This window comes from Listeria swaminathanii (assembly GCF_014229645.1).
In the GTDB taxonomy this organism is placed as follows: domain Bacteria; phylum Bacillota; class Bacilli; order Lactobacillales; family Listeriaceae; genus Listeria; species Listeria swaminathanii.
On sequence record NZ_JAATOD010000003.1, the window covers coordinates 175232 to 196492 of the forward strand.

Annotated in this window: 22 protein-coding genes; 5 read left to right on the forward strand and 17 right to left on the reverse strand. The window is 38.8% G+C overall.

What is annotated here, in order from left to right:
- Positions 1-23 precede the first annotated feature (23 nt).
- The 4 genes from HCX62_RS10605 to HCX62_RS10620 are packed head-to-tail and all read right to left on the reverse strand — an operon-like array spanning position 24 to position 5846.
- Complete coding sequence (locus HCX62_RS10605) at positions 24-1109, reverse strand: glutamine--fructose-6-phosphate aminotransferase (protein ID WP_185639031.1); 1086 nt, start codon at positions 1107-1109, stop codon at positions 24-26.
- Position 1110: 1 nt separating this feature from the next.
- The gene (locus tag HCX62_RS10610; RefSeq protein ID WP_185639032.1) at positions 1111-2469 is read right to left on the reverse strand and encodes a PTS sugar transporter subunit IIC; all 1359 of its coding nucleotides are present in this window, start codon (positions 2467-2469) and stop codon (positions 1111-1113) included.
- 12 nt (positions 2470-2481) lie between these two features.
- Entirely contained in the window at positions 2482-4884 is a 2403-nt protein-coding gene (locus tag HCX62_RS10615) for a glycoside hydrolase family 9 protein (RefSeq protein WP_185639033.1), read from the reverse strand.
- Complete coding sequence (locus HCX62_RS10620; RefSeq protein ID WP_185639034.1) at positions 4881-5846, reverse strand: ROK family protein; 966 nt, start codon at positions 5844-5846, stop codon at positions 4881-4883. Before HCX62_RS10620 ends, HCX62_RS10615 begins: the two co-directional genes overlap by 4 nt.
- A 201-nt stretch (positions 5847-6047) precedes the next feature.
- Between HCX62_RS10620 and HCX62_RS10625 the strand changes: the two genes are divergently transcribed.
- On the forward strand, positions 6048-7103 hold the full coding sequence (locus HCX62_RS10625) for a LacI family DNA-binding transcriptional regulator (protein WP_185639035.1): 1056 nt from the start codon (positions 6048-6050) through the stop codon (positions 7101-7103).
- 16 nt (positions 7104-7119) lie between these two features.
- Entirely contained in the window at positions 7120-7929 is an 810-nt protein-coding gene (locus HCX62_RS10630) for a Cof-type HAD-IIB family hydrolase (RefSeq protein ID WP_185639036.1), read from the forward strand.
- A gap of 36 nt (positions 7930-7965) precedes the next feature.
- On the opposite strand, the gene HCX62_RS10635 is transcribed toward HCX62_RS10630, so the two are convergent.
- The 10 genes from HCX62_RS10635 to HCX62_RS10680 all read right to left on the reverse strand — a co-directional run bounded on the left by HCX62_RS10635 (position 7966) and on the right by HCX62_RS10680 (position 16302).
- Positions 7966-8304: a DUF4064 domain-containing protein gene (locus tag HCX62_RS10635; RefSeq protein WP_003728738.1), complete on the reverse strand. Its 339-nt coding sequence runs from the start codon at positions 8302-8304 to the stop codon at positions 7966-7968.
- A gap of 231 nt (positions 8305-8535) precedes the next feature.
- Positions 8536-9411, reverse strand: a complete 876-nt coding sequence (locus HCX62_RS10640; RefSeq protein WP_185639037.1) for a S66 family peptidase — start codon at positions 9409-9411, stop codon at positions 8536-8538.
- Between the two features lie 81 nt (positions 9412-9492).
- Positions 9493-11394 carry a beta-glucoside-specific PTS transporter subunit IIABC gene (locus HCX62_RS10645; RefSeq protein ID WP_185639038.1) on the reverse strand — a complete coding sequence of 634 codons (1902 nt, stop codon included), beginning with the start codon at positions 11392-11394 and terminating at the stop codon, positions 9493-9495.
- 204 nt (positions 11395-11598) lie between these two features.
- Entirely contained in the window at positions 11599-12240 is a 642-nt protein-coding gene (locus HCX62_RS10650; RefSeq protein WP_185639039.1) for a copper homeostasis protein CutC, read from the reverse strand.
- A gap of 56 nt (positions 12241-12296) precedes the next feature.
- On the reverse strand, positions 12297-13001 hold the full coding sequence (locus tag HCX62_RS10655) for an SIS domain-containing protein (protein WP_185391735.1): 705 nt from the start codon (positions 12999-13001) through the stop codon (positions 12297-12299).
- Positions 13002-13028: 27 nt separating this feature from the next.
- The gene (locus tag HCX62_RS10660; protein ID WP_185391736.1) at positions 13029-13856 is read right to left on the reverse strand and encodes a PTS system mannose/fructose/sorbose family transporter subunit IID; all 828 of its coding nucleotides are present in this window, start codon (positions 13854-13856) and stop codon (positions 13029-13031) included.
- Entirely contained in the window at positions 13831-14634 is an 804-nt protein-coding gene (locus HCX62_RS10665) for a PTS mannose/fructose/sorbose/N-acetylgalactosamine transporter subunit IIC (protein ID WP_185639040.1), read from the reverse strand. The genes HCX62_RS10660 and HCX62_RS10665 overlap by 26 nt, the downstream gene beginning before the upstream one ends.
- Before the next feature lie 22 nt (positions 14635-14656).
- Positions 14657-15145 carry a PTS sugar transporter subunit IIB gene (locus tag HCX62_RS10670; protein WP_185502781.1) on the reverse strand — a complete coding sequence of 163 codons (489 nt, stop codon included), beginning with the start codon at positions 15143-15145 and terminating at the stop codon, positions 14657-14659.
- Positions 15145-15546 carry a PTS sugar transporter subunit IIA gene (locus HCX62_RS10675; RefSeq protein WP_185639041.1) on the reverse strand — a complete coding sequence of 134 codons (402 nt, stop codon included), beginning with the start codon at positions 15544-15546 and terminating at the stop codon, positions 15145-15147. The genes HCX62_RS10670 and HCX62_RS10675 overlap by 1 nt, the downstream gene beginning before the upstream one ends.
- 15 nt (positions 15547-15561) lie before the next feature.
- A complete protein-coding gene (locus HCX62_RS10680) occupies positions 15562-16302 on the reverse strand; it encodes a GntR family transcriptional regulator (RefSeq protein ID WP_185639042.1) in 741 nt (246 codons plus the stop codon).
- Positions 16303-16542: 240 nt separating this feature from the next.
- On the opposite strand from HCX62_RS10680, the gene HCX62_RS10685 reads away from it, so the two are divergent.
- Positions 16543-17370, forward strand: coding sequence for a C39 family peptidase (locus HCX62_RS10685; RefSeq protein ID WP_185639043.1), 828 nt, complete (start codon positions 16543-16545; stop codon positions 17368-17370).
- A gap of 36 nt (positions 17371-17406) precedes the next feature.
- Here the strand turns inward: HCX62_RS10685 and HCX62_RS10690 are convergent, their stop codons facing one another.
- Positions 17407-17835 carry a hypothetical protein gene (locus HCX62_RS10690; RefSeq protein WP_185639044.1) on the reverse strand — a complete coding sequence of 143 codons (429 nt, stop codon included), beginning with the start codon at positions 17833-17835 and terminating at the stop codon, positions 17407-17409.
- A gap of 2 nt (positions 17836-17837) precedes the next feature.
- Positions 17838-18941: a Tle-like phospholipase domain-containing protein gene (locus HCX62_RS10695; protein WP_185639045.1), complete on the reverse strand. Its 1104-nt coding sequence runs from the start codon at positions 18939-18941 to the stop codon at positions 17838-17840.
- A gap of 121 nt (positions 18942-19062) precedes the next feature.
- On the opposite strand from HCX62_RS10695, the gene HCX62_RS10700 reads away from it, so the two are divergent.
- Entirely contained in the window at positions 19063-19386 is a 324-nt protein-coding gene (locus tag HCX62_RS10700; protein WP_312025973.1) for a DUF1433 domain-containing protein, read from the forward strand.
- Positions 19387-19397: 11 nt separating this feature from the next.
- The gene (locus HCX62_RS10705) at positions 19398-19781 is read left to right on the forward strand and encodes a DUF1433 domain-containing protein (RefSeq protein ID WP_185639047.1); all 384 of its coding nucleotides are present in this window, start codon (positions 19398-19400) and stop codon (positions 19779-19781) included.
- A 46-nt stretch (positions 19782-19827) separates the two neighbouring features.
- On the opposite strand, the gene HCX62_RS10710 is transcribed toward HCX62_RS10705, so the two are convergent.
- Positions 19828-21261: a 6-phospho-beta-glucosidase gene (locus HCX62_RS10710; protein WP_185480520.1), complete on the reverse strand. Its 1434-nt coding sequence runs from the start codon at positions 21259-21261 to the stop codon at positions 19828-19830.

Below are 21261 nucleotides of genomic sequence, written 5' to 3' on the forward strand. Positions count from 1 at the left end.
GTTTTCCAGTCTATGTTTAATTTTTAAGCGTAGTCACCAGGTTTTGTTTTACTTTTCATTGCCACACCAAAGTCTGTATAGATGCGTTCTGTTAATTTATTTCCTTTCAACTCCGCAATATGATGCGCTAAGATTTGGAAGGGCAAAATCATTAGGAACGGCGCTTGGTATTCATCGAGATCCGCTGGAATTGCTAGCGTGCGGTCGTTCTCAGCTGTACCAAACTTCACTGTATACGTAAATGGCGTATATTTAGATTCATAATCGCGCAACAGTACTAATCGCTCTGTAACGGCACTTTCTGTTTCTAAGAAGAAAATTCTATGCTGTGGGTTCACTTCTAAATACGGCCCGTGCATAAACGCCTCTAAATCAAGACCTTGCGATGGCACGCGGACAGTTTCCGAGAATTTCGTTTCAAATTCTTTGCACGTTCCAACTGTTGGACCATAACCAATCGCGGTAAATTTTGGCGCAGTAGCAAATTCATCCTGCCATTTTTCATAAAAAGCCTCGGTTTGGGCGATTGTCGCTGGAATCGCATCGGTTGCTCGGCTGAACGCACTGATTTCGTTATTGAATCGTGTTTCATCAATTTGCCCTGTTTTATATGCAAAATGAAGTCCTGTTAGCATTAATGTTAGAACTGTTGCTGTAAAGCCTTTTGTTACGTAGCCAACGCGCTCTTTTCCGCAGCCAATATCCAGTGTAATATCCGCAAATTCGGCAATTTCACTAGTTATATCGCTCGTTAACGCAACGACTGGTACGGAAGCTTCTTTTTTCACTCGTTCTAGCGCGGAAATGGTTGAGGTACTTTGACCACTTTGTGAAATCCCGATGACTAGATCTAGGTGACTTGATAGTTTTTCGTAATATAAATGATTGAATGGTTCTTCAACGGTAATACGAACATCCGCTAGATTTTCAATGTAATATTTAGCACTTTGAGCTGCATTCAAACTCGACCCAGTGGCTAAAATCAACCATTCTTTTGCGCCATTTTTTACTAGCGACTCTAGTTTTTCTGCATTTGTTTGGAAATCGGCTAAAATTGCGCGGCACATTTCCTCTTCTTCATTAATATAAGTCATCATTGTTGGTTTCATTTTAAACTTCTCCATTCGTTACTGTTTCTGCTTCTACTTCCCCAGCAGCTTTTTGTTCTAAAACATACGCGCGGTTAGCTACAAGTACAAATGGTAGGTAAATCAGCGTTCCAACGACTATAATAGCGATTTGTAGGATGGACGCGCGAATGTCTCCGCCCGTTGCAAGATAACCTGAAAGCACTGGTGGCGTTACCCAAGGAATCAAGATGTAAGTTTGGCTAATCCAGCCCCATGAAGTTGCAAAGTAAGCCATCGCTGTGGAAGCAAGCGGTGCAATAACTAACGGAATACCGTAAATCGGGTTGAAAACAACTGGCAAACCAAACATAAGTGGTTCACTGACGTTGAAAATACTAGGAATTAAGCCGAATTTTGTGACCATGCGGTGATCCGGTCGTTTCGATGCTATGAATATCGCGATAACTAAACAGATGATTGTTCCGCCGCCACCCATATATACAAAAGCATCTAAAAACGGTTGTGTAACGATGTTTGGTAAAACTGTTCCCGCATTTACTGCATCAATATTTTGTTGCAAAGAAGTTAAAAGTACTGGTCCGGAAATTGCGCCTAGTACGAACGCGCCGTGGATACCAAATACCCATAAGAATCCCGCTAAGAATACATAAAGTAGAATCCCTGGAAGCGTTTGGAATCCGCCAACTAACGGAATTTGTAATACTTTTACGATAATTTCTGGGATGCTCATTGATACAAAACTAACTACAAGTACTTCAATAATGGCTAAAATACTTAGAACTAAGAAAGATGGAATTAAAATGTTGAATGATTTCGCAATTGCTGGTGGTACACTTTCAGGCATGGAAATCTTTAATTTTTTACTTCTCGAGAATTTTGCAAGCATTGTGATACTGACTAAAGATGCAATAATCGCAAGGAACATTCCTGTTGAGCTTGTCATTTCTTGAGTTAAAACGCCGCCAGCTTCAAAAGCTTTGCCGTCAACTGACATTAAATGAGAGGATGCCGGAATTAAAACTACATAAGCTGCAACTGCAACCATCCCTTCCGTACGACCTTCCATTCCGTAAGATTTCGCTAAAAAGTTCCCAATTAGAAACGCGGCTAAAATCGCCATAATACCTAGTGTCGCGTTGTAAACTTGTACACCTACACCCAAATAATTTTCTACATTTGGAATGAATTTAAGCAGACCGTTTTGTGGTTGAAGCAAAACATTATTTACAAGTAAGAAAAATGCTGCGATGATCGTAATTGGAATCATTGCTGCAAAGCCATCACGAATCGCCATGATATGCTTTTGCGATGAAATTTTTTGGGCAAAAATTGATAATCCTTCAATAAATCGACTAGATAAAGTTCTCTCTGAATTCATTTTTTTGTCCTCCTATGACTTTCCTGTTATTTTGTTTAAATCTGCTACAATTGACATCCATTTGCCGGCGTTACCGACCCAAACTTCCTTATAAGTTGCATTATTAAACTCCGGCCAGTATGGTTCATCTTCATTTCTAAAAGTTTCCATTCCGACTGGTATTTCCCCTGTAATTTCGCCGTTCAGCACACTGTACTGCTGTGCATAGCGGTAACCTTCGCCGTGCATCATTGATTGTCCAAACGGGTTCATTCCAATTACCCACTGCAATTGACCTTCCGCAATATCTAAAAGTGCTTTATCTTGTAGAATTTTCCCAGCAATCGATGCCGCTTTTCCTGCTGAAAGTAAAATGGCATTATTTCCTCTAAACGAGAACCAAATCGGGAATTTCCGTAAAGCAATCTCGTCGTTTATTTTGATGCCTTGCTCGAATTGCAATTGGTATTCTTCTATCGCGCGTTCATCAATGAGTAAATGCTGTAAATGAAAACTTGCTTCGTCCAAATACTCGTCTTTTTTGTAAAGTCCTGCTGGAATGAGCGGATACGGTTTAGTGAAACGCGTTACTTTTTTCAAATAATCGCCGTACATTTCGACTGATTGTAGCCAAGTTTGTTTCTCTGCATGCGCTGGTTGTGTTTCAAGTGCTGCCTCAAGTGCCATTAAATAAAGATGTTCGCGCGCTTGATGATTGAAATGCTGAATGACATTGTGCGTATTATCGCGATAGAAAAATCCTTTGTAAAGCTCGCCAGTTTCGCTGTCTTCAATCCCTGCTTTTTCTTGCGCTTCAAGCATCAAACCAAGCCATTCAAGCGCTTTTTCAGCATAAATTTCTTTATTTGTCAGTTGGTAAACCATCGAAGCCGCCCAAGAAGCCGTTGCGTAATATAAACTTTCAGAGGTTTGATACGTATGCTCCCAGAAAATCGGTTTTTGACCTGTTCCGTGTTTTTCCAATTCCGCTATTGCAAAAAGTAAATCCTCTTCCGCAATTCGCAGTAAATGGTTCCGCATAGTAGTGTTATCAGCGATTCGGCTACCAATATACGCTTCAATCCCTGCGCAGTAAAAGTTCTCGTACGCCTGATTATGAACGCGCGCAATCGCATCATCCATGCCACCAACAAGCCCATCCGTCCACCTTGTCATACCCGCACTAGTCGCCCTAAAACCATCGCCAAAGCGCGTTTTCAAAATGAAATCAAGTCCCCATTCGCCTTCTTCTAAAAGACGCATCCGCAATGTTTCCTCTTTTCCAGGTAAACTTGCAGCCATTTCGTATAAAGCCATCGTCACTTCCGCCGTTTGAATGAGCTGTTGCGAAACATCCCCCGCGTCGTGCCAACCACCATTAAATGACAGCTGTTTCCCTGCATGCTCAGCAATAATATCCGCATGACAAGTCGTATGTTTCCCAAAAACCGGACAACCACAACGTTCACAGAAAATAAAATTGAGCGATTTCCAGATAGAAGATTCCCAAATTACCTCAGAAGTCCCAATTTGGAATGTTTCCGTTTGCATTTCAGCAAATTTCAAATAGTATTCACCGACCGTCTGCAAGTCTGAAAAATCAAGAATGATATAATTGCCAGTTTCAGTCGTATTTTGATAACCTTTTCCAGTGAAAACAACCGTATTTGTTTCTTTTTCATGGACTGTAAAGGAAGTTGCTTCTATTTTATTCGCACAAAACGCCACTTTTGGCATCTCTTTGGAGTAGCCGTTATGGGAATAAATCAGCGCGTTATCTTGAGGAACCCAACCTTTCGAAATTTCCGGTTCGCTGATTTGCTCTAATTTAATTTCATTAATGAATAATTCCATCGTTCCAGCAGTCAGCCGCTCTGGACCATTCAAGTAATAACTGAAACTAATTTCCGTCATCTGGTCGCGCGGCAAACCTTCAATTTCGAAAATGACATCATTCCATTCATGATTGATTAAATTCACCCCATGAACTCCCTCACGGCCATATATATCAGGCACTTTCACGGTTCCATCGTTTTTAAAACTGATCATTAAATACGGATTCGTCACTCCAGGAAAATCTGGAAAAACTTGAATTCGCACGCGGTTAAAGTCGCTCCAGTTCTCGTTTTCAAGCGGCGCATATATGGTAACGTTACCAAAATTGGTGTAGTCACCGTCATCCGGCGCACCAGCTGGCCAGTGTGGCATAACGACTGGTGAAGTTAACTTAATTTCACCTTTATCAGAAATAATAAAATCTCCTACTCCTTGATGTGCAAAATCCAAGGAAACTTGCTGTTCCGCGCTAAATAGTACTCTGCTTGATAAAACTTGTTTCTTTTTCGCTAATGTTTCTAGCGCATGTTCTGTTTCAATAGGGAGTGGTCGATGAATAATACCAGTTTGGGCAATTTGTCGTTTCATACTTGGCTTCATTCTTTTCCTCCTTCTTCTCCTAGCTTCATTCCAATAACTGCCGCGCCGATTAAGCCCACTTTATCCTTCTCAAGCTTAGAGCGAACAACACCTTTTGTAACAAACCGGATTGTATTACTTTGAAGATTATCCATTATCTTTTGGAAAAAATGCTCATTTCTCGTCACGCCGCCGCCAAGAATGACGCATTCTGGATCCGTTGTACGAACCAGATTCATAATCAAATTGGCTAATTGAAGCGTCGCATTATCAACGATTCTTTCAGCAAGTTCATCTTTTTGTTCCGCTGCATGAAGAACCATTTTCCCAGTTAGTTCGGCAGGGTTTTCGGCAAGCACCGATGTTGGGTAATCTTTTAAATGTCTTAGCGCTTCTTCTTTTATGCCAAGACCCGAAGCAAGGCGTTCCACACAACCACGTCTACCGCAGCCGCAAGCTACATCGCTATGAATATCTATAACAGCATGGCCAATTTCACCAGCGTTAAAGTGCCCGCCTTGCGTAATGCGTCCATCCACCACAAATCCAGCAGCTAGGCCAGTTCCAACATTCAAATAAATAAAATCGTTCGTTTCTCGTCCCCAACCAAATTGTTTTTCAGCCATCGTTGCGCAAACTACATCATTACCTAAACTTACTGGTAATCCCGTTTTTGCTTCTAATATTTCTGCAAGAGGGGTTGGATTTGTTTTCCCTGGTTCGATTTCTAGCCAAACACCTGACTTATAATCCACTCGTCCGACTAGACCAACGCCAACACCGATTTGCTTTTCTGCTATAAAACCGATATTTTGCGTGTAATCATCTAATGCGTTTAGTAAAACTTCCACTGCTTTAGTTTGGTTTTCTGTGTTGCTCGGATAACTCTTGGAATTCAGCACCTCCCCGTCTCTCGTTACTTCGCCGATTAAAATTTTAGTGCCACCTAGATCAATGCCGATGACAGATTCTTGTATGTTCAACTATTCCACCTCATTTTTGGTAACGTTACCAAATTAAACCATTTGTTGATAGCGCTTTCTAACATAGAATAACTGGATATTTTTAATATGTCAACCCCTTTTTGCGTATTTTTGATAACGTTACCAAATTATACTTGTTATTTGCCTATAAATACGCTACACTTAAAATAGTTAAAAATGCTTATGAGGTGAACATTCCTAATGAAAAAAATAACTATACAAGAAATTGCTAAACTTAGTGGTGTTTCCGTTTCCACGGTTTCACGGGTTATCAATAATAGTCCCTCTGTTTCAGCTAAGAAACGCCAAAAAATCCAAGCAATCATCGATGAACATAACTACACACCTAGCGTATTTGCTCGTGGAATGGTTAATAAGCAAACCAAGAATATCGGCGTGATTTTACCAGATATTTCTAATCCCTATTTCATTTCACTGATAACGCAAATTCAAAAATTCGCGCTAGATTATATGTTTTCAACAATTTTGTTCAATACCATGCTTGCTGAGCCAAATAATAAGAACAACAACCATCCATTAACTGAGGAAGATTACTTAAAAATCATCTTAGAAAAGCAAGTTGATGGGTTACTTATTTTAGGTGGCGAAATTGATAAAGAAATCGTTCCAAAAGATTATATTACTGCTTTAAATCAGTTAAATAAAGCCATTCCAGTAGTTGTTATCGGGTCAAAAATACCTGAGCTCAACTGTTTATTTATTGAACGTAATTTGAAAAAAGGCGTTACAACTTTAGTCAGCCATCTGACAGCGCTCGGTCATAAAAATATCGGTTTTATCGGCGGGGAAGCTGGCGTAAAAATTACTAGTTATCGACTTGAATCTTTTAAAGAAGCAATGGCTAGCTATCAACATCCGCTAAATGACGACTGGGTTGTGCTTTCTGATTACTATACGGCGGATGGTTATGCAGCGATGACTCAACTTTTAGAGAACAATACCACGTTACCGACAGCGCTCGTTGCTATCAATGATAATGTTGCTATCGGGGCGATTCGGGCGATTAATGATGCTAAACTTTCTTGTCCGGAAGATATCGCGATTGTCAGCTGCGATCAATTTATGAATGGAGATTACCAAACTCCGCGCTTAACTTCCATGGACCAACACAATGAATATCTTGGAAAAATGGCCATTTTACAACTAATTAGCGCTATTAACGGCCAAGTTGAGCCAATGATCATTAACCATAATCCAGAATTAATTATCCGCGAATCTTGCGGCTCTAAGCTATAACGAAAGGAAGGTTTACTTGGAAAAATACTTAATTTGCTCCGATTTAGACGGGACATTACTACTAAAAAATCAAACAATATCCGAAAAAACATTAACTATGTTGCAACAACTAATAGAAGAAGGCCATCATTTTGCCGTTTCCACTGGTCGAATGTACAATTCTGCAACAGATTTCGCTAAACTCGTTCATCCAAAAGCAGATATCATCGCTTCAAACGGCGGCGTGGTAGCAGTATCCGGCGAAATCATCCAACAAGAAAAAATGAAGCAATCTGCGTTATTAGAAACGTTTTCGTTGTGCCAAGCTCATGATTTGCCAGTGTTTTTCTTCTCCACGGATACGGTTTACTATACAAAAAATCCGCCTTATTATTTTACCGATGAGGAAGACAAAGGCCGCGTTAATGCGACAAAACTCGTTGCTATTAAAACGGAAGAAGCTTTCCTACAACACGCGGATCAGTTTATTAACGGCATCGTGATTGAAGAAGAGGATTTTGATAAATTAGCTGTCCTTCGAAACGAATTAGAAAAATTAGCCGATGTTTCCATTCTTTCTTCCCATGCTAACAACATCGAAATTTTGCCAAAAGATATGGATAAAAAATATGCCGTGAAAAATCTGGCTGCACATTTAAATATCAAGCCAGAAAATGTAATTACTTTCGGCGATGGTGAAAATGATATTGGAATGCTTGAAGTAGCTGGCGCAGGGGTCGCAATGGAAAACGCAAGCGAACTTGTGAAAAAAAGCGCTGATTTTGTCACTGCCGCAAATGACGCTGACGGAATTTACTGCTTTTTGAAAAAACATCTTAATCGTTAATAAAAAAACGCTGCCCGCGCGGACAGCGTTTTTGTTTTATTCTTCTACTGAAGCAGCTTCTTCATAGTTAATTAGTGCGATTAATCCACCAACAGCAAGTAATACGATTGGTAGTAAGAACATAATCGAAATCGACATTGTACAACCGATTGCAGCCGCAACCATCATTGCTCCACCAAGACGTGGCTTATGCGAAACAACAAACGATCCTGCAAGCCCAACCCCTGAAAGCACAAGCGAACCAATTGTTAACATATAGAAGAAAAACGATTCCTCTTCTAAAGCCTGTGAAATGTCAGGAATAACAAGAACCATCAAACTAAATCCAATCCCCAGTGCCGCCCCTAAAAATCCAAGCAATCCTTCAACTTTCATGATAAAAACTCCTTTTTCATACGCGTTTTCTTTTATGTTATCATTTTAACAAAAAATTGAATAGTTATCAGCTTGGAAAATAAAAAAAGACCGACAATCAAGTCGGTCCAAAAAGGGAGTTTAGGATTTTAAGGAAGATTACAATTAGCAAAAAGGGAGTAAAACTAATTGTATTCCTTGCTTACAAGTTCTATATTAAAGGTTAATTATGAACATTTCGCAATAAAAATATTAAAAATTTGTTAATGTTTCTCGTGAGATGCTAACTTTCTCTCCTATGCAGCATGGTTTCGCATCTCCGCTATGCCCAATTTCGTTCGTTCGGAAAATCGGCAACTTATATTCTCGCCCAATCTGTTGATATAAGCGAGCTATCCTATCGTACTCGCCGCTTTCCTCCGCCTCTGAATGTTGTCCGACAATAATCCCCAAACAGTTAGAAAACACACCCAACTGCTCTAATTGCGCCACATAAGAAGCTATTTTTGCCTCTTTTCCACCCAAACTCTCCAACAAAATCACTTTATTAGTAAAATCTGGCATAAATTCCGTTCCTGCCAATTTCAAAAAGCAACGAATATTCCCACCGATAACTTCTCCAGCGCGCCATTCAAAATCATTGAGCTGCTCTCCATTAATTGATATGCAATTTTCAAAAAAGCTTCTTCTAAACTGGCTTTGCTGCAACTCGCTATCTTTTCCAACTAAGTGCAATAATTGATAATTAAAACCTGGCTGCCCCGTTTTCGCATAAAGAGCATTCAGAATAACCGTTAAGTCACTGTAGCCAACAAATGGCTTTGGCGCGTTTCGGATAATATCAAAATCAAGATAAGGCAGTACTTGATTTGCTGCATCTCCACCAGAAATATCAAATATCACTTTCACCTCTGAGTCTTGATACAATTTCATCAGTTCTCTTGCCCGTTCTTTAGGAGAACCACTGTAAGGCGAGGCTTCAATTTGAAAAATGGTCTGGGCAAATATGACTCGCAAACCAAATTCTGTTCTCAAAACTTCCTCCAGCCGCTCAATTCGCGACTTATCTTCCGCTTTCCGCCCGTCAGAACAACAAATAATCCCCACTGCGTCACCTTTTACTAACACATGCTTCACCGCCTATTTTTCCCCAGTATAACACAAAAACAGCTTGAGCAAGATAGCGCCCAAGCTGTTTATTTAGAAGTCTTAAATTACTAATGTGATTAAACGTTCTTCAAGTTTTGCTTCTTTTGCATCTGTGATCATTACGTCTAAATATTGATTAGAGTTTGTTACTACTACTGGAGTTGTAACGTCATATCCAGCTGCTTTAATGCCTTCAATATCAAATTCAGTTAGTAATTGACCTTTTTCGATTACATCACCTTGTTTAACGTGTGCTGTGAAGAATTTACCTTCTAGTTGAACTGTGTCCATACCGATGTGGATTAATACTTCTGCACCGTCTTTAGTTGTAATACCGATTGCATGACCAGTTGGGAAGATAGTTGTTACTGTTCCTGCTGCTGGAGCTACTACACGTCCAACAGTCGGGATGATTGCAACACCTTTTCCAAGTGCACCGGATGAAAATGCTTCGTCTTTTACGTCTGCTAAAGTTACGATTTCGCCAACTACTGGAGCTGGAATTGTTTCACGTTCGATTAAAGTTTCGCCTTCAACTGTGTTAGATTCTTCTACTACTACATTAGCTGGATCTTTGAATCCTGCTACATAAGTTAAGATGAAACCAAGGATGAAGCTGATAACGATTGCGATAACTACCCACCAGAATGCACTTGTAATACCAGCGCCTGGTTGGAAGAAGTTAGGAAGACCGAAGATTCCAAGTCCACCTACGATATAAACTTTTGCACTTGCAAAACCAATGATTCCGCCACCAATTGCACCAGCGATACAGCTCATGATGAATGGTTTTTTCAGTGGTAATGTAATCCCGTAAATCGCTGGCTCAGTTACGCCAAAGATACAGGAAATAAATGCTGGGATACTAAGAGATTTAAGTTTTGTATTTCTAGTTTTGAAGAACACTGCTAATACTGCACCGATTTGGGCAAAAGAAGCACCAAACATCATTGCAAGTACTGGATCTGCTCCAAGAGTTGTTAAGTTGTTGATTGCCACTGGAACAAGACCCCAGTGAAGTCCAAAGATAACGAATACTTGCCAGAAACCACCTAATACTAAACCAGCAATTACTGGGCTTAAGTTATAAATCCAAATTGTTCCTGCTCCAAGTAGTTGACCAGCCCAAGTTGCGATTGGTCCGATTACAAGGAAAGTAAGTGGAACTACTACTAATAATGTACAGAATGGAACTACGAAAGTTTTGATTACATCTGGAATGATTTTCTTGAAGCCTTTTTCTACTTTTGAACCAAAGTATGTTGCTAAAATAATCGGAATAACAGAAGATGCATAAGACATCAAGATAACTGGAATTCCTAAGAATGTTACGTGAATTGGAGATTCAAAAATTGTTCCGGAGAAAAGTGTGTAAATTGGGTCACCTGCTGTAATACCTGCAAGTGTAGGATAAACTAGGGAACCACCTATCGCCATCCCAATAAATATGTTTCCGCCGAATTTTTTCATTGCTGTGTAACCTAGGAAAATTGGGAAGAAGTAGAATAAACAATCCCCAATTGCAAATAGTAATTGGTAAGTTCCTGAAGTAACTGTAATCCAACCAAATGCTGCAAACATTGCTGTGAAACCTTTAATCATACCTGTTGCGGCTAATACACCTAGAACTGGTGTAAATACGCCAGAAATCATATCGATAAAACGGTTGAATAGATTACCACTTGCAGGAGCGCTTTCTTCATCTCCTTCAGATGAAATTCCACCAACTTCTAATACTGCTTTAAATACGTCTGGTACATGGTTACCAATAACTACTTGGTATTGACCACCACTTTTAATGACAGAAATTACTCCATCAAGTTTTTCAATTTCTTTTGTGTTCGCAATGTTCTCATCTTTCAGTTTAAACCGAAGTCTGGTAATACAATGGAAAACACTATTGATATTTTCTTTACCGCCGACATTTTTCAGGATGTCTTTTGCTAACTGTTCATATTTCATTTTGACGACTTCCTTCCTCTTTTTGGTTTTTTGGGCAAAAAGAAAAACCTAAGCTCATTCGAGGACTCCACGTATATACGTGTCCTTCAAATCAGCTTAGGTTTTGCCCAATGAATTGGTAACAATCCTTTGTGATGAGATAAATATATCATATAAAGAAAACGGTTGCAACCCTTTTTTTAAAATAAATTTATTTGGGGAGTTTTAGTGCTCCCCAAACAAGTCAGTGCCATGGATTTCAGCTGCTCCGGTTTCTTTTAAAATCCATTTTATATTGTGTAATTTAATCCCGCCGCCGGGTAAAATAATTATTCGGTCCGCTGCGTAATCGATGTATTTTCGCCAATTGATAAAGGTTTCTTCTGGAAGTTTAGCCCCGTCCCCGCCGTGCGTAAGAATTCGCGTGACACCTTGCTCCGCTAGCCAATCTATCGCCGGTAATTTTTCCGTTTCTATTAACTCATCAAATGCCATATGAAAAGTCACTTCGACACCTTTCGCCGCCTTTATCAACTCATTTATAGCTGGTTTATCCAGTAATCCTGCATCCGTAATACAGCCGAAAACCACCCCATCAACCGCTATTTTCTTATACATCAAAATATCCTCACGCATAATCGCAATTTCTTCTTTTGTATAGCTAAAATTGCCTTTTCGAGGACGAACCATCGCCATTACGCTCACATTTTGTTCATGGCAAACTTGTACCACATAATTTGCAACTCCGTAACTAACAGAAGTCCCGCCCTCCGCCAGATTATCACAAAGCTCAACTCGATTAGCTCCAGCAGCAATAACTTTTGCCAAGTTAGTAGTGTTTTCAATACACGCCTCTTTTAAAACCATCTTCTAGCCTCCAAAAAAAGCGCGAAAACAACGTTCATTTTCGCGCCCGTTTTTTATTATAAGTGGAAAATCCGATCAGCGAACTTGTCTTCAATCGCAAAATTGTATTCGTAGCCACCATCAATATTAGCGCTGCGATAAACTGGCGGTGTATAGCCTTTTTCCAGCATAAGTTCTACCGCTTCATAAATTGTTTGTTGTAGAAGCAGAACGGCTGAGAAGGAAGATGTACCGCAAACTTTTCCTTCTAATCCATCTAATTCAAGTGCCGCATCCCCTTGGATTGAACGATTATCTAAAATAACATCCGCAAATTCATACAACAGTTTTCCAGAAGAATGTCTAGAAGCCGCTGTTTGCGAGGCATCTAGCGCTGTTACAACAATCAATTTGCAGCCTTGCGATTTAATCCATTCCGCAAGCTCAATTCCCATCGGATTACGACCTGAATTAGATATAAGAAAGAAGATATCATTTGGTTTAGCTTGTAATCTATGAGTCAGCAAGGAACCAACGCCCTCAATAGATTCATAATAGCCACCAGCCGGATCCATAATAACTTTCGAAGGAATAAGTCCTCCCGCTCTCCCGCATACTTCAATGGCGGCCGCATAAGAGTGCCCACTACCGAATGCTTGAATAATCCCGTCATTCATAATGCTGTCTGCTACCAATTTTGCTGCTTGATGAATACTTTCCGCCTGTGTTTTTTCTAGTTCCTCGGTTAATTCACGCGCTTTGTCAAAAAAAGTTAATCCCATTTTGTCTATTCCTCCAATTTTTATATTTTAACCTAGAATTTTTAGGTTGAATAAAATAATCGCAATAACCATTACTAATAAAATTGCTTTCGTAGATGTCATTTTTTTATGGCCTAAAAGTGCATAGATTAGCGCCACGAGTAAAACTGGAACGAGTGACGGCATTATTTGATCGAGCATGTCTTGCATTTTTAGTTCTACTTTTCCTGATTTATAAACGAATGGGACAGTTGCTTTGATTACGGTTGGTATCAGTGCTCCAACGACCGTGACTCCCAGCAGAATAGCTGCATCGGTTAACGCGTTAAGTCTGTCTGCGAATTCAGTTACTAGTTTCGCACCTTGCTTATATCCGAGTGGAAGTAGAGTGAATCTAGCTCCTACAACTAAAATATTAACTAATACCCAGATAACCACACCCGTCACATTACCTTGAAGCCCCATATATGCTGCAATTGATCCAAAAATCGTCGGTAAAATAACCCCGAAAATCGTATCTCCCACACCAGCAAACGGTCCCATCAAACCAGTTTTCAAACCAGTTACGACCTCTTTTGAAGCTTTCTTTTCTCGTTCTTCAATCGCCATGTCCATACCTAAAATCAGACCGCCGACCATAGGATTCGTATTGAAAAATTGGTTGTGCATATTCATCATATCTTTTAAATCGTCGTCTGTTTTATAAAGCTTACGAAGTGTTGGCATAATACTATAAAGATAACCAGTTGACATCATTCGCTCATAGTTCCAACAGATTTGGCTGGCAAACAACCAACGAAAGTTTGCTGCTATTAAATCGCGTCTCTTGAGGACTTTTTCAAAATCCTGCTCAGTCTTCGTATTCGCCATCTTCATTCTCCTCCCCAACTAGCGCTGCGCCATTTGCTCCTACAGCTACTGGATTTTTGAAATTTTGTTTGAAGTAGATGATTGCTAAAGCTACACCAATTAGCGCTACGCCTAGCATTGGTACTTTTAGATAGGCTGCTGCTACAAAACCGATGATCAAATAGGCGACGAATTTGTTTGTTGGCAAGTAACGAAGGAGAATCGCGATACCAACTACTGGAAGAATTCCACCAGCTACACGAAGTCCGCCCATCAGCCATTCTGGAATTTCATTAAGAATAAAATCAACCACGCTTTGTCCGAAAGTCAACATGATAAATACTGGAACCGCACGTGACAACGCCCATGGTAATGCCCCGTACCAAATATTCCGTTTAACCGCCGAGATATTTCCCGAAGCAATATTAGTATCAATCCGGTGCAAGAAAAATGTATTGGTAAATCTTGCTAAAATATCTAATTGAACCATTAAAAGTCCTACTGGAATTGCAAGTCCAATCGCAAATTCCGCATCCTGACCTGATAAAACGGCAAATACTGTTCCGACGATTGCTCCCGTTGTAAAGTCAGGAATCGACGCGCCGCCGTATGTACCAACACCTAGAACCATCAGCTGTAACGTTGCCCCAATTGCAAGTCCGAGCACCATATCACCCATAATGATTCCAGCAAGCGTTCCTGTTATTACAGGGAAATTAAGTCCTATTACTAAAGTTAAAGCATCAAGAATGGTACAAGCTGCAAGTATAACTAACAATATAATCTGCCAAATTGCTAAATCCATTGTAGTTCTCCCTTCTTATAACTTATTTTTTTAATAAATTTGCAAATTCAACTGCATCTTCACTTGGAACCATTTGAGCAGTGATTTTAATCCCTTTTTTAGATAAATAATCAAAATCTTCCAAATTTTCATCCGTCACGCTAACTGATTTTTTGATTTGGCGGCTCCCTGCTTTAGTCGACATATTTCCAACATTGATTTGGGGAAGTTCTACACCGGCATCTACTAAACCACGAAGAGCTTGAGGTGATTTTACAATTAAGAAAACTTGTTGGCCTGCGTATTTATCACTATTGATATTGTTTGCTGCACCTTTGACTGTCAGAATGCTTAATTTAACACCAGCCGGCACTGCGGTTTTTAGGGCAATTTTTTCCATATCATTTTTTACAACGGCGTCATCAACAATCATGATTCGCGTTGCTTTTATAGTATTGGTCCACATTGTTGCAACTTGCCCGTGAATTAGCCTTTCATCTACGCGTACATGTTTAATTCCGTTACTTCCCATCAGTCCTCTTCCTCCCCATCATCGCTTACTGTTGTTTTATTTACTTTCTGCTCTACAAATTGAATGTTTTCTTTCGCGCCAAGCATCGCCCCTTCTAAACTTTCTCCAAGGCTAAGTGGGATGATTAATCCTAGCGACAAACCTGATACGACTTTAACTTCTGGATGTTTTGCACGAAACATTTGAGCAGCATTACACGGAGTTCCACCAACTATATCCACTATGATAGCGGTTTCATTTATAGGTGAATAAACTGCCGTATAGGCGTCTAATACATCCGTCACCCCCATTTCTTCGGTAAAAGTAACTGCATAAATATTGGTTGTTTGGCCAGTAATCATTTGGCAGCTATTTTTCACTTCCTGCGCATACCGGCCATGTGCTGCGATAATATAATCCAAGTAATTAACTCCCTTCTATTGTTTTTTCTTTTCAATTTCAATAGAGTAAAAATTATGCCGTAAATAACTTTCAATATATTCATAGGGTTGCCCCTCTGGCACATAAGTTATTCTTTCAATATGATAAAGTGGTAATTCGGTATCAATTTCGAGTAATTTGAAATTATTTTTGTCTTTTACTGGAAATTCGACTTGAATTCTTTCTTTCATCGCTTCGTGCAGAATATTAATGCCATACAGCTCTTTAATCACTTCAGATAAAGAATTAAACTTTTCGAAATTCGTTAAATCGACGTTGATCAAATTAGATTTCGCCATATAGTTATTTTGAACAGTCCAAGGTAGATCATCAATAAGGCGGATTCGTTGAAAATGAACAATCATATTTTCAGGTGGAATTTGCAATTTTTTAGCGATTCGCGCATCCTGAATTTCGTTAATGGCAACTACTTTTGTGTGTTCGTTAGTAATTTTTGTTTTACGATTGAATCTTCCGTTTGGTACCGTTGTATACTCATTAAAAATAACTTCTTCGTTAATAATCGATTTACTGACATAGGTGCCTTTTCCTTGATAACGCGCTAAAATCCCAGCTCGTACTAATTCGTGTAAAGCGCGAACCACAGTTGTATTACTAACGTTGTATTTCTTTTTCAGTTCATCTTCTGAATAAATTTTTTCTCCTGGCTTAAAAGTTCCGTCATTAATTAATCGCTTGATATCATTGATTATAATAGCGTATTTTGGTTCCGCCATAACAAATTCCCCCTAAAGCATCCCGCGCGTTAACACGTTAAGTTTTAGGTTAATGGTACCATGATAATTTTTTGATTGCAAACTTGAATTAGCCTGCTATCACTGAACTTTTTACTAATAACCGGTTAACACGTTAAGTTCATTTTTATAGTAACACGGGTATTTCATTTATGCAAGCGTTTTCTTTTTATTTTTGAAAAATAGGGTATACATAAGTAATCTGTGTCAAAGGGGGAAATAATGGGGACTTTTTTGGGAAAATGGGGGAAATGGATACTCGTCTTGGGATTAGTTTTAAGTGTATTTAGTGTTTCTACAACTGGTCAGGCGGCGGCAAAGGAAACGTTGATAAATAAGCAAATGGTAACAACCGCAAGTCTCAATGTTCGTTCAACCAACGCCACATCAGGAAAAGTTGTCGGCTGGCTTAAAAATAATACAAAATTCAAAGCGATCGCCAAAACATCCAATAACTGGTATCGCTTTAGTTTTAAAGGGAAAAACGGCTACGTATCTGGGAAATATGTAAAAGTTGCAACCGCCGCACCAGCTCCCACACCAGCACCGTCAACGCCAAAAATTGTGCAAATGAACGTGCCTCTAATCGTTCAGCGCCCACAATTACCAACCGGCTGCGAAATTACAAACATTGCGATGATGCTACGCTATGCTGGGAAAAACGTCGATAAAGTCAAACTCGCCAAAGAAATGAAACGACATAAATCCAATCCGAATTATGGTTTCGTTGGGAATCCTTTTTCTAAAAGTGGCTGGACAATTTATCCTCCCGCTTTAGTGAATCAAGTGAAAAAATATACTGGTACTGCGAAAAATATGACCGGAACCAATTTGGGTGGCATTAAAAATCAGTTGAATAAAAAACGTCCAGTTGTAGCTTGGGTTAGTAATTTCCACGGCTTTTCTGTCCACGCAATTACCATCACCGGCTACGATAAGAATAATTTTTACTACAACGACAGCTGGTCTGGCCAAAAAAACGCCCGAATTTCGCAAAGTTATTTTAATACTTGTTGGAGCAAACAAGCAAAACGCGCGATTTCGTATTGAGAAAAACGCTGCTATCATAATAGGATAGCAGCGTTTTTATTTATCTAATTTGAGAGAAGCTTTGGAATCATAGATTAAATTTTCATTGGGAACAATTTGATAGCTACGATATTGTGTCATCCATTCTTTTAAAGCATGCCCTGTTTTAGACTCAAATGAATTCTCCATTTGCGTTACAATATCCGCATAATCTGCAAGTAAATCTACCCATAACTGGTCAATTCTTGCCAATTCTTGTTTTCCATCTTCTATTATTTCTGATACTTTTTTAGGGACTTCTGATTGTAAATGTTGTTTTTGCATCTGCTTGTCTAAAGCTCGTTGCGCAGCGATTATATCCGCTCTTTCTTGGCTACTTAGTTCTTTATCTTTGTTTTCTAACTTAGCTTGTAGTCGCTGTTGCTCTTGTTTCGCATAATAATCATAGCTCTCTATTTTGCTTGATCTTGGTGAACTCCCGTACATTTCTACCATCCTTTACTATTTTCTTTTATCCAACTTCCTAGCTCTTTATCTTTTTTACTAAAGGAGAGTGCAGCACTAATTACTTCTTCTTTAAAATCACTTAACTTTTGAATTGCTTTCCGATTTCCATCATAGAACTCTTCAAATTTATCCGTGTCATGGAATCTATATACACCATCTTTATATTTCTGTGAGACTTCTGTAAGCACATCATCCACATCCCAATTCGTTAATTCGCTATACTTTCCACCCTCCCAAGTTTCTTCATCTAGCCTATATCGCAAACGTTGTGACTGACTCTTCTCCCATTCCTCGTAATCTTGCATGATATTTTCTATCTGGCGCATTTTCATAAAAACATCATCTAATCGTCTAATTTGATTGATGATTTCATCTGGTTTAACTAGTAACTCAGCAGAACCATTTTCCCCAAAACACCCTGTAAAAGTAGACTGCATATGCCCACCGATACCTAGTTTGTCTAATTTATTTTTGCTCGTATTTCGTTTCATTAAAAATTGCTGGTAAAAAACGGTTGCATTCGGAGGTAACATCCCAACAACATCATCTGAATGATAATAGTCTTTTATTAGATTCCAATATTCTCCGCGTAGAGCTTTTTCTTGCTCTTCTTCTGTTAATTTATTAAATGACCGCGCAGCAGCAAACGTTACGGCAGGCTTTAAATGCTTCACTGCCTCATACTGAGCCAATCCACCGCCCAAACTATGACCTGTGAAACTATAATCCATAGTTCTATATTTTTTCAGTGTTTCATTAACAAATTTATCATAGGATTTAAATTGACTTTGCTTGCTACCATCCTTATCAAGCAAACCTATATTTTCCTTCCAATCATCTAACTCTTCCGAACCTCTTGAAACAAAAATAATATGATTATATACTTTTAAATTCCCGCTATTATAGTTTTTGTAGTCTTTTAAGGGCACCACTGCAATTGCTTGAAGACCGTTGTTTTGGTTTGTGGAGTTGATGGTTATCCAGGTTTCTTTGTTGCTAAGTTTTATTTTTTCTCCTTCTTTTAGATAAGACGAATTATATACTTCATCTGATAAATAAAAATTTGTGTCATCTTTCACTTTCATAACAAGCCATCTCCTTTCTATGTTATTATCTTAATGAGGTGAAAATATGAACAAAAAAAATATAATTATTTTTTCTACTATTACAATTATAATATTAAGTTTACTAGGAGGCTACTTTATTGTGAAAAATCAAGAAAAAGAATATAAATCAACAATATTTACTCAACAAAAACCAAGAATTGAAGCGTTTTTCGATTATAATTACAATGGTGTTAATGAAATTACTTTAACTAGTTTACAGGAAAATCCAACTGGTGTAGTTCACATTAAAGGTTATATAAATGGGGACGAAGATCTATGGATTGATGCTGGACTCTTTGATTCAGCCGGAGTAGAGATAGTAAATTCTGCAAAAGAAGTAGATGAAAAGTTTCTGAAAACTGAAAACGAAGAAAATATAAAAACAGTTTCTGAAATTCAACAAGAAAAAAACAAAAATCCTTGAGGTGAAGACCTTTGAAGAAATACACAATTTTAATTCTTTTTTTAATTTTAATCATAGTTTTTAGTGGGGTTTTATTTTGGAAAAAACATCAAGAAAATGTGGAAAGAGAAGCATTCCTAAAAGAAGAGTCCCCTAGAATTGAACAATTTTTAAAATATAACTATAGCAATATTAATAAAGTAACTTTTACTCATGTAAAGGTCTCGCCTATGGGAATTCCCTACATAGAAGGTTATATCAATGATGATGAGTCTCTGTTTTTTAGTGCTACAATATACGATGAACATTTTGAAAATAGTGTTAGTGTTCCTGAAGATGTGAGTATGTGGCGCAAAAATGAAGTAAATAAAACAGTTTCTGAAATCCAACAACAAGAAAACTCAAAAAAACAATAAAACAAAACCCCCACTTCCGGTTATGAAAGTGGGGGTTTCCTATATTCTAGTCGATATCTTTACCGTTTGTTTCAATTACTTTTTTGTACCAGTCGAATGATTTTTTCTTCGAGCGGTTTAATGTTCCGTTGCCTTTGTTGTCGCGGTCAACGTAGATGAAGCCGTAGCGTTTTTTCATTTCGCCAGAGCCAGCGCTGACAAGGTCGATGCAGCCCCATGGTGTGTAGCCAAGGAGTTCCACGCCGTCCTCGATTGCTTCGCCCATTTCGCGAACGTGTTCACGCATGTAGTCGATTCTGTAATCATCATTAACTGATCCGTCTTCTTCCACTGTATCCACTGCACCTAAGCCATTTTCAACGATGAAAAGTGGTTTTTGGTAACGGTCGTAAATTGTATTCATAGTAATACGTAGACCTAGTGGATCAATTTGCCAGCCCCATTCGCTTGCTTTTAGGTATGGGTTTTTTAGTGTTGCGAAAACGTTGCCTTCTGTTTCTTTGTTTTTCTCTGGATCTGCGCTTGTTAGACGAGAAGAATAGTAGCTGAATGCCACGTAATCAACAGTGTGATCGCGTAATGCGTCTAAGTCGCCATCTTCCATTTGGATGTTGATGTTGTGTTCTTTGAAGAAACGTTTAGTGTAGCTTGGGTAGTAACCACGCGCTTGAACGTCAATGAAGAAGTAGCCTTCACGGTCCGCTTGAATGGATTTCCAAATATCTTCTGGGTTACATGTCATTGGGTATGTATTCCCAGCTGCAAGCATACAACCGATTTGGTTTTCAGGGTTGATTTCATGACCAAGTTTTGTCGCTAAAGCAGATGCAACTAATTGGTGGTGAGCCGCTTGATATTTTACTTCTTCTGGATTTTCTTCGTTAGTAACGTCCATGCCGCCACCAAAGAAAGGAATATGAAGAATCATGTTAATTTCGTTAAATGTCATCCAATATTTTACTTTATCTTTGTAACGCGTGAAAATAGCCTCACAGAAATTTAAGTAAAAATCGATACATTTGCGATTTTTCCAACCACCATATTTTTTGAAAACTTCTAGTGGAGTATCGAAATGGTTGATTGTAACTACTGGCTCGATACCGTATTTATGACATTCATCGAAAACTTTGTCATAAAATGCTAATCCTTTTTCATTTGGTGTAGTTTCGTCACCATTTGGGAAAATACGTGGCCAGCTGATGGACATACGGAAACATTTGAAGCCCATTTCTGCCATTAATTTAATGTCTTCTTTATAACGATGATAAAAATCAATTGATTCATGACTTGGGTAAAAACCGTAATCAGTGGAAAGCGCTTTCGTTGGATTGAATAAAGCATCCCAGCGTCCATCCTCTACTGTTGGTACTATATCTACTAGTGAAAGTCCCTTGCCGTCTTCAAGATATGCGCCTTCACATTGGTTTGCAGCAACTGCTCCGCCCCATAAAAAGCCTTTAGGAAATTTTGATTCTGTCAT

Excerpts from the sequence above, each read along its gene's own strand:
- HCX62_RS10710 (WP_185480520.1), bottom strand. The coding sequence starts at position 21,261 with ATGACAGAATCAAAATTTCCTAAAGGCTTTTTATGGGGCGGAGCAGTT.
- HCX62_RS10670 (WP_185502781.1), bottom strand. The coding sequence starts at position 15,145 with ATGGGAAGTAACGGAATTAAACATGTACGCGTAGATGAAAGGCTAATT.
- HCX62_RS10625 (WP_185639035.1), top strand. The coding sequence starts at position 6,048 with ATGAAAAAAATAACTATACAAGAAATTGCTAAACTTAGTGGTGTTTCC.
- HCX62_RS10605 (WP_185639031.1), bottom strand. The coding sequence starts at position 1,109 with ATGAAACCAACAATGATGACTTATATTAATGAAGAAGAGGAAATGTGC.
- HCX62_RS10665 (WP_185639040.1), bottom strand. The coding sequence starts at position 14,634 with ATGGATTTAGCAATTTGGCAGATTATATTGTTAGTTATACTTGCAGCT.
- HCX62_RS10685 (WP_185639043.1), top strand. The coding sequence starts at position 16,543 with ATGGGGACTTTTTTGGGAAAATGGGGGAAATGGATACTCGTCTTGGGA.
- HCX62_RS10650 (WP_185639039.1), bottom strand. The coding sequence starts at position 12,240 with ATGGTTTTAAAAGAGGCGTGTATTGAAAACACTACTAACTTGGCAAAA.
- HCX62_RS10660 (WP_185391736.1), bottom strand. The coding sequence starts at position 13,856 with ATGAAGATGGCGAATACGAAGACTGAGCAGGATTTTGAAAAAGTCCTC.
- HCX62_RS10690 (WP_185639044.1), bottom strand. The coding sequence starts at position 17,835 with ATGTACGGGAGTTCACCAAGATCAAGCAAAATAGAGAGCTATGATTAT.
- HCX62_RS10615 (WP_185639033.1), bottom strand. The coding sequence starts at position 4,884 with ATGAAGCCAAGTATGAAACGACAAATTGCCCAAACTGGTATTATTCAT.
- HCX62_RS10680 (WP_185639042.1), bottom strand. The coding sequence starts at position 16,302 with ATGGCGGAACCAAAATACGCTATTATAATCAATGATATCAAGCGATTA.
- HCX62_RS10645 (WP_185639038.1), bottom strand. The coding sequence starts at position 11,394 with ATGAAATATGAACAGTTAGCAAAAGACATCCTGAAAAATGTCGGCGGT.
- HCX62_RS10695 (WP_185639045.1), bottom strand. The coding sequence starts at position 18,941 with ATGAAAGTGAAAGATGACACAAATTTTTATTTATCAGATGAAGTATAT.
- HCX62_RS10635 (WP_003728738.1), bottom strand. The coding sequence starts at position 8,304 with ATGAAAGTTGAAGGATTGCTTGGATTTTTAGGGGCGGCACTGGGGATT.
- HCX62_RS10610 (WP_185639032.1), bottom strand. The coding sequence starts at position 2,469 with ATGAATTCAGAGAGAACTTTATCTAGTCGATTTATTGAAGGATTATCA.
- HCX62_RS10655 (WP_185391735.1), bottom strand. The coding sequence starts at position 13,001 with ATGGGATTAACTTTTTTTGACAAAGCGCGTGAATTAACCGAGGAACTA.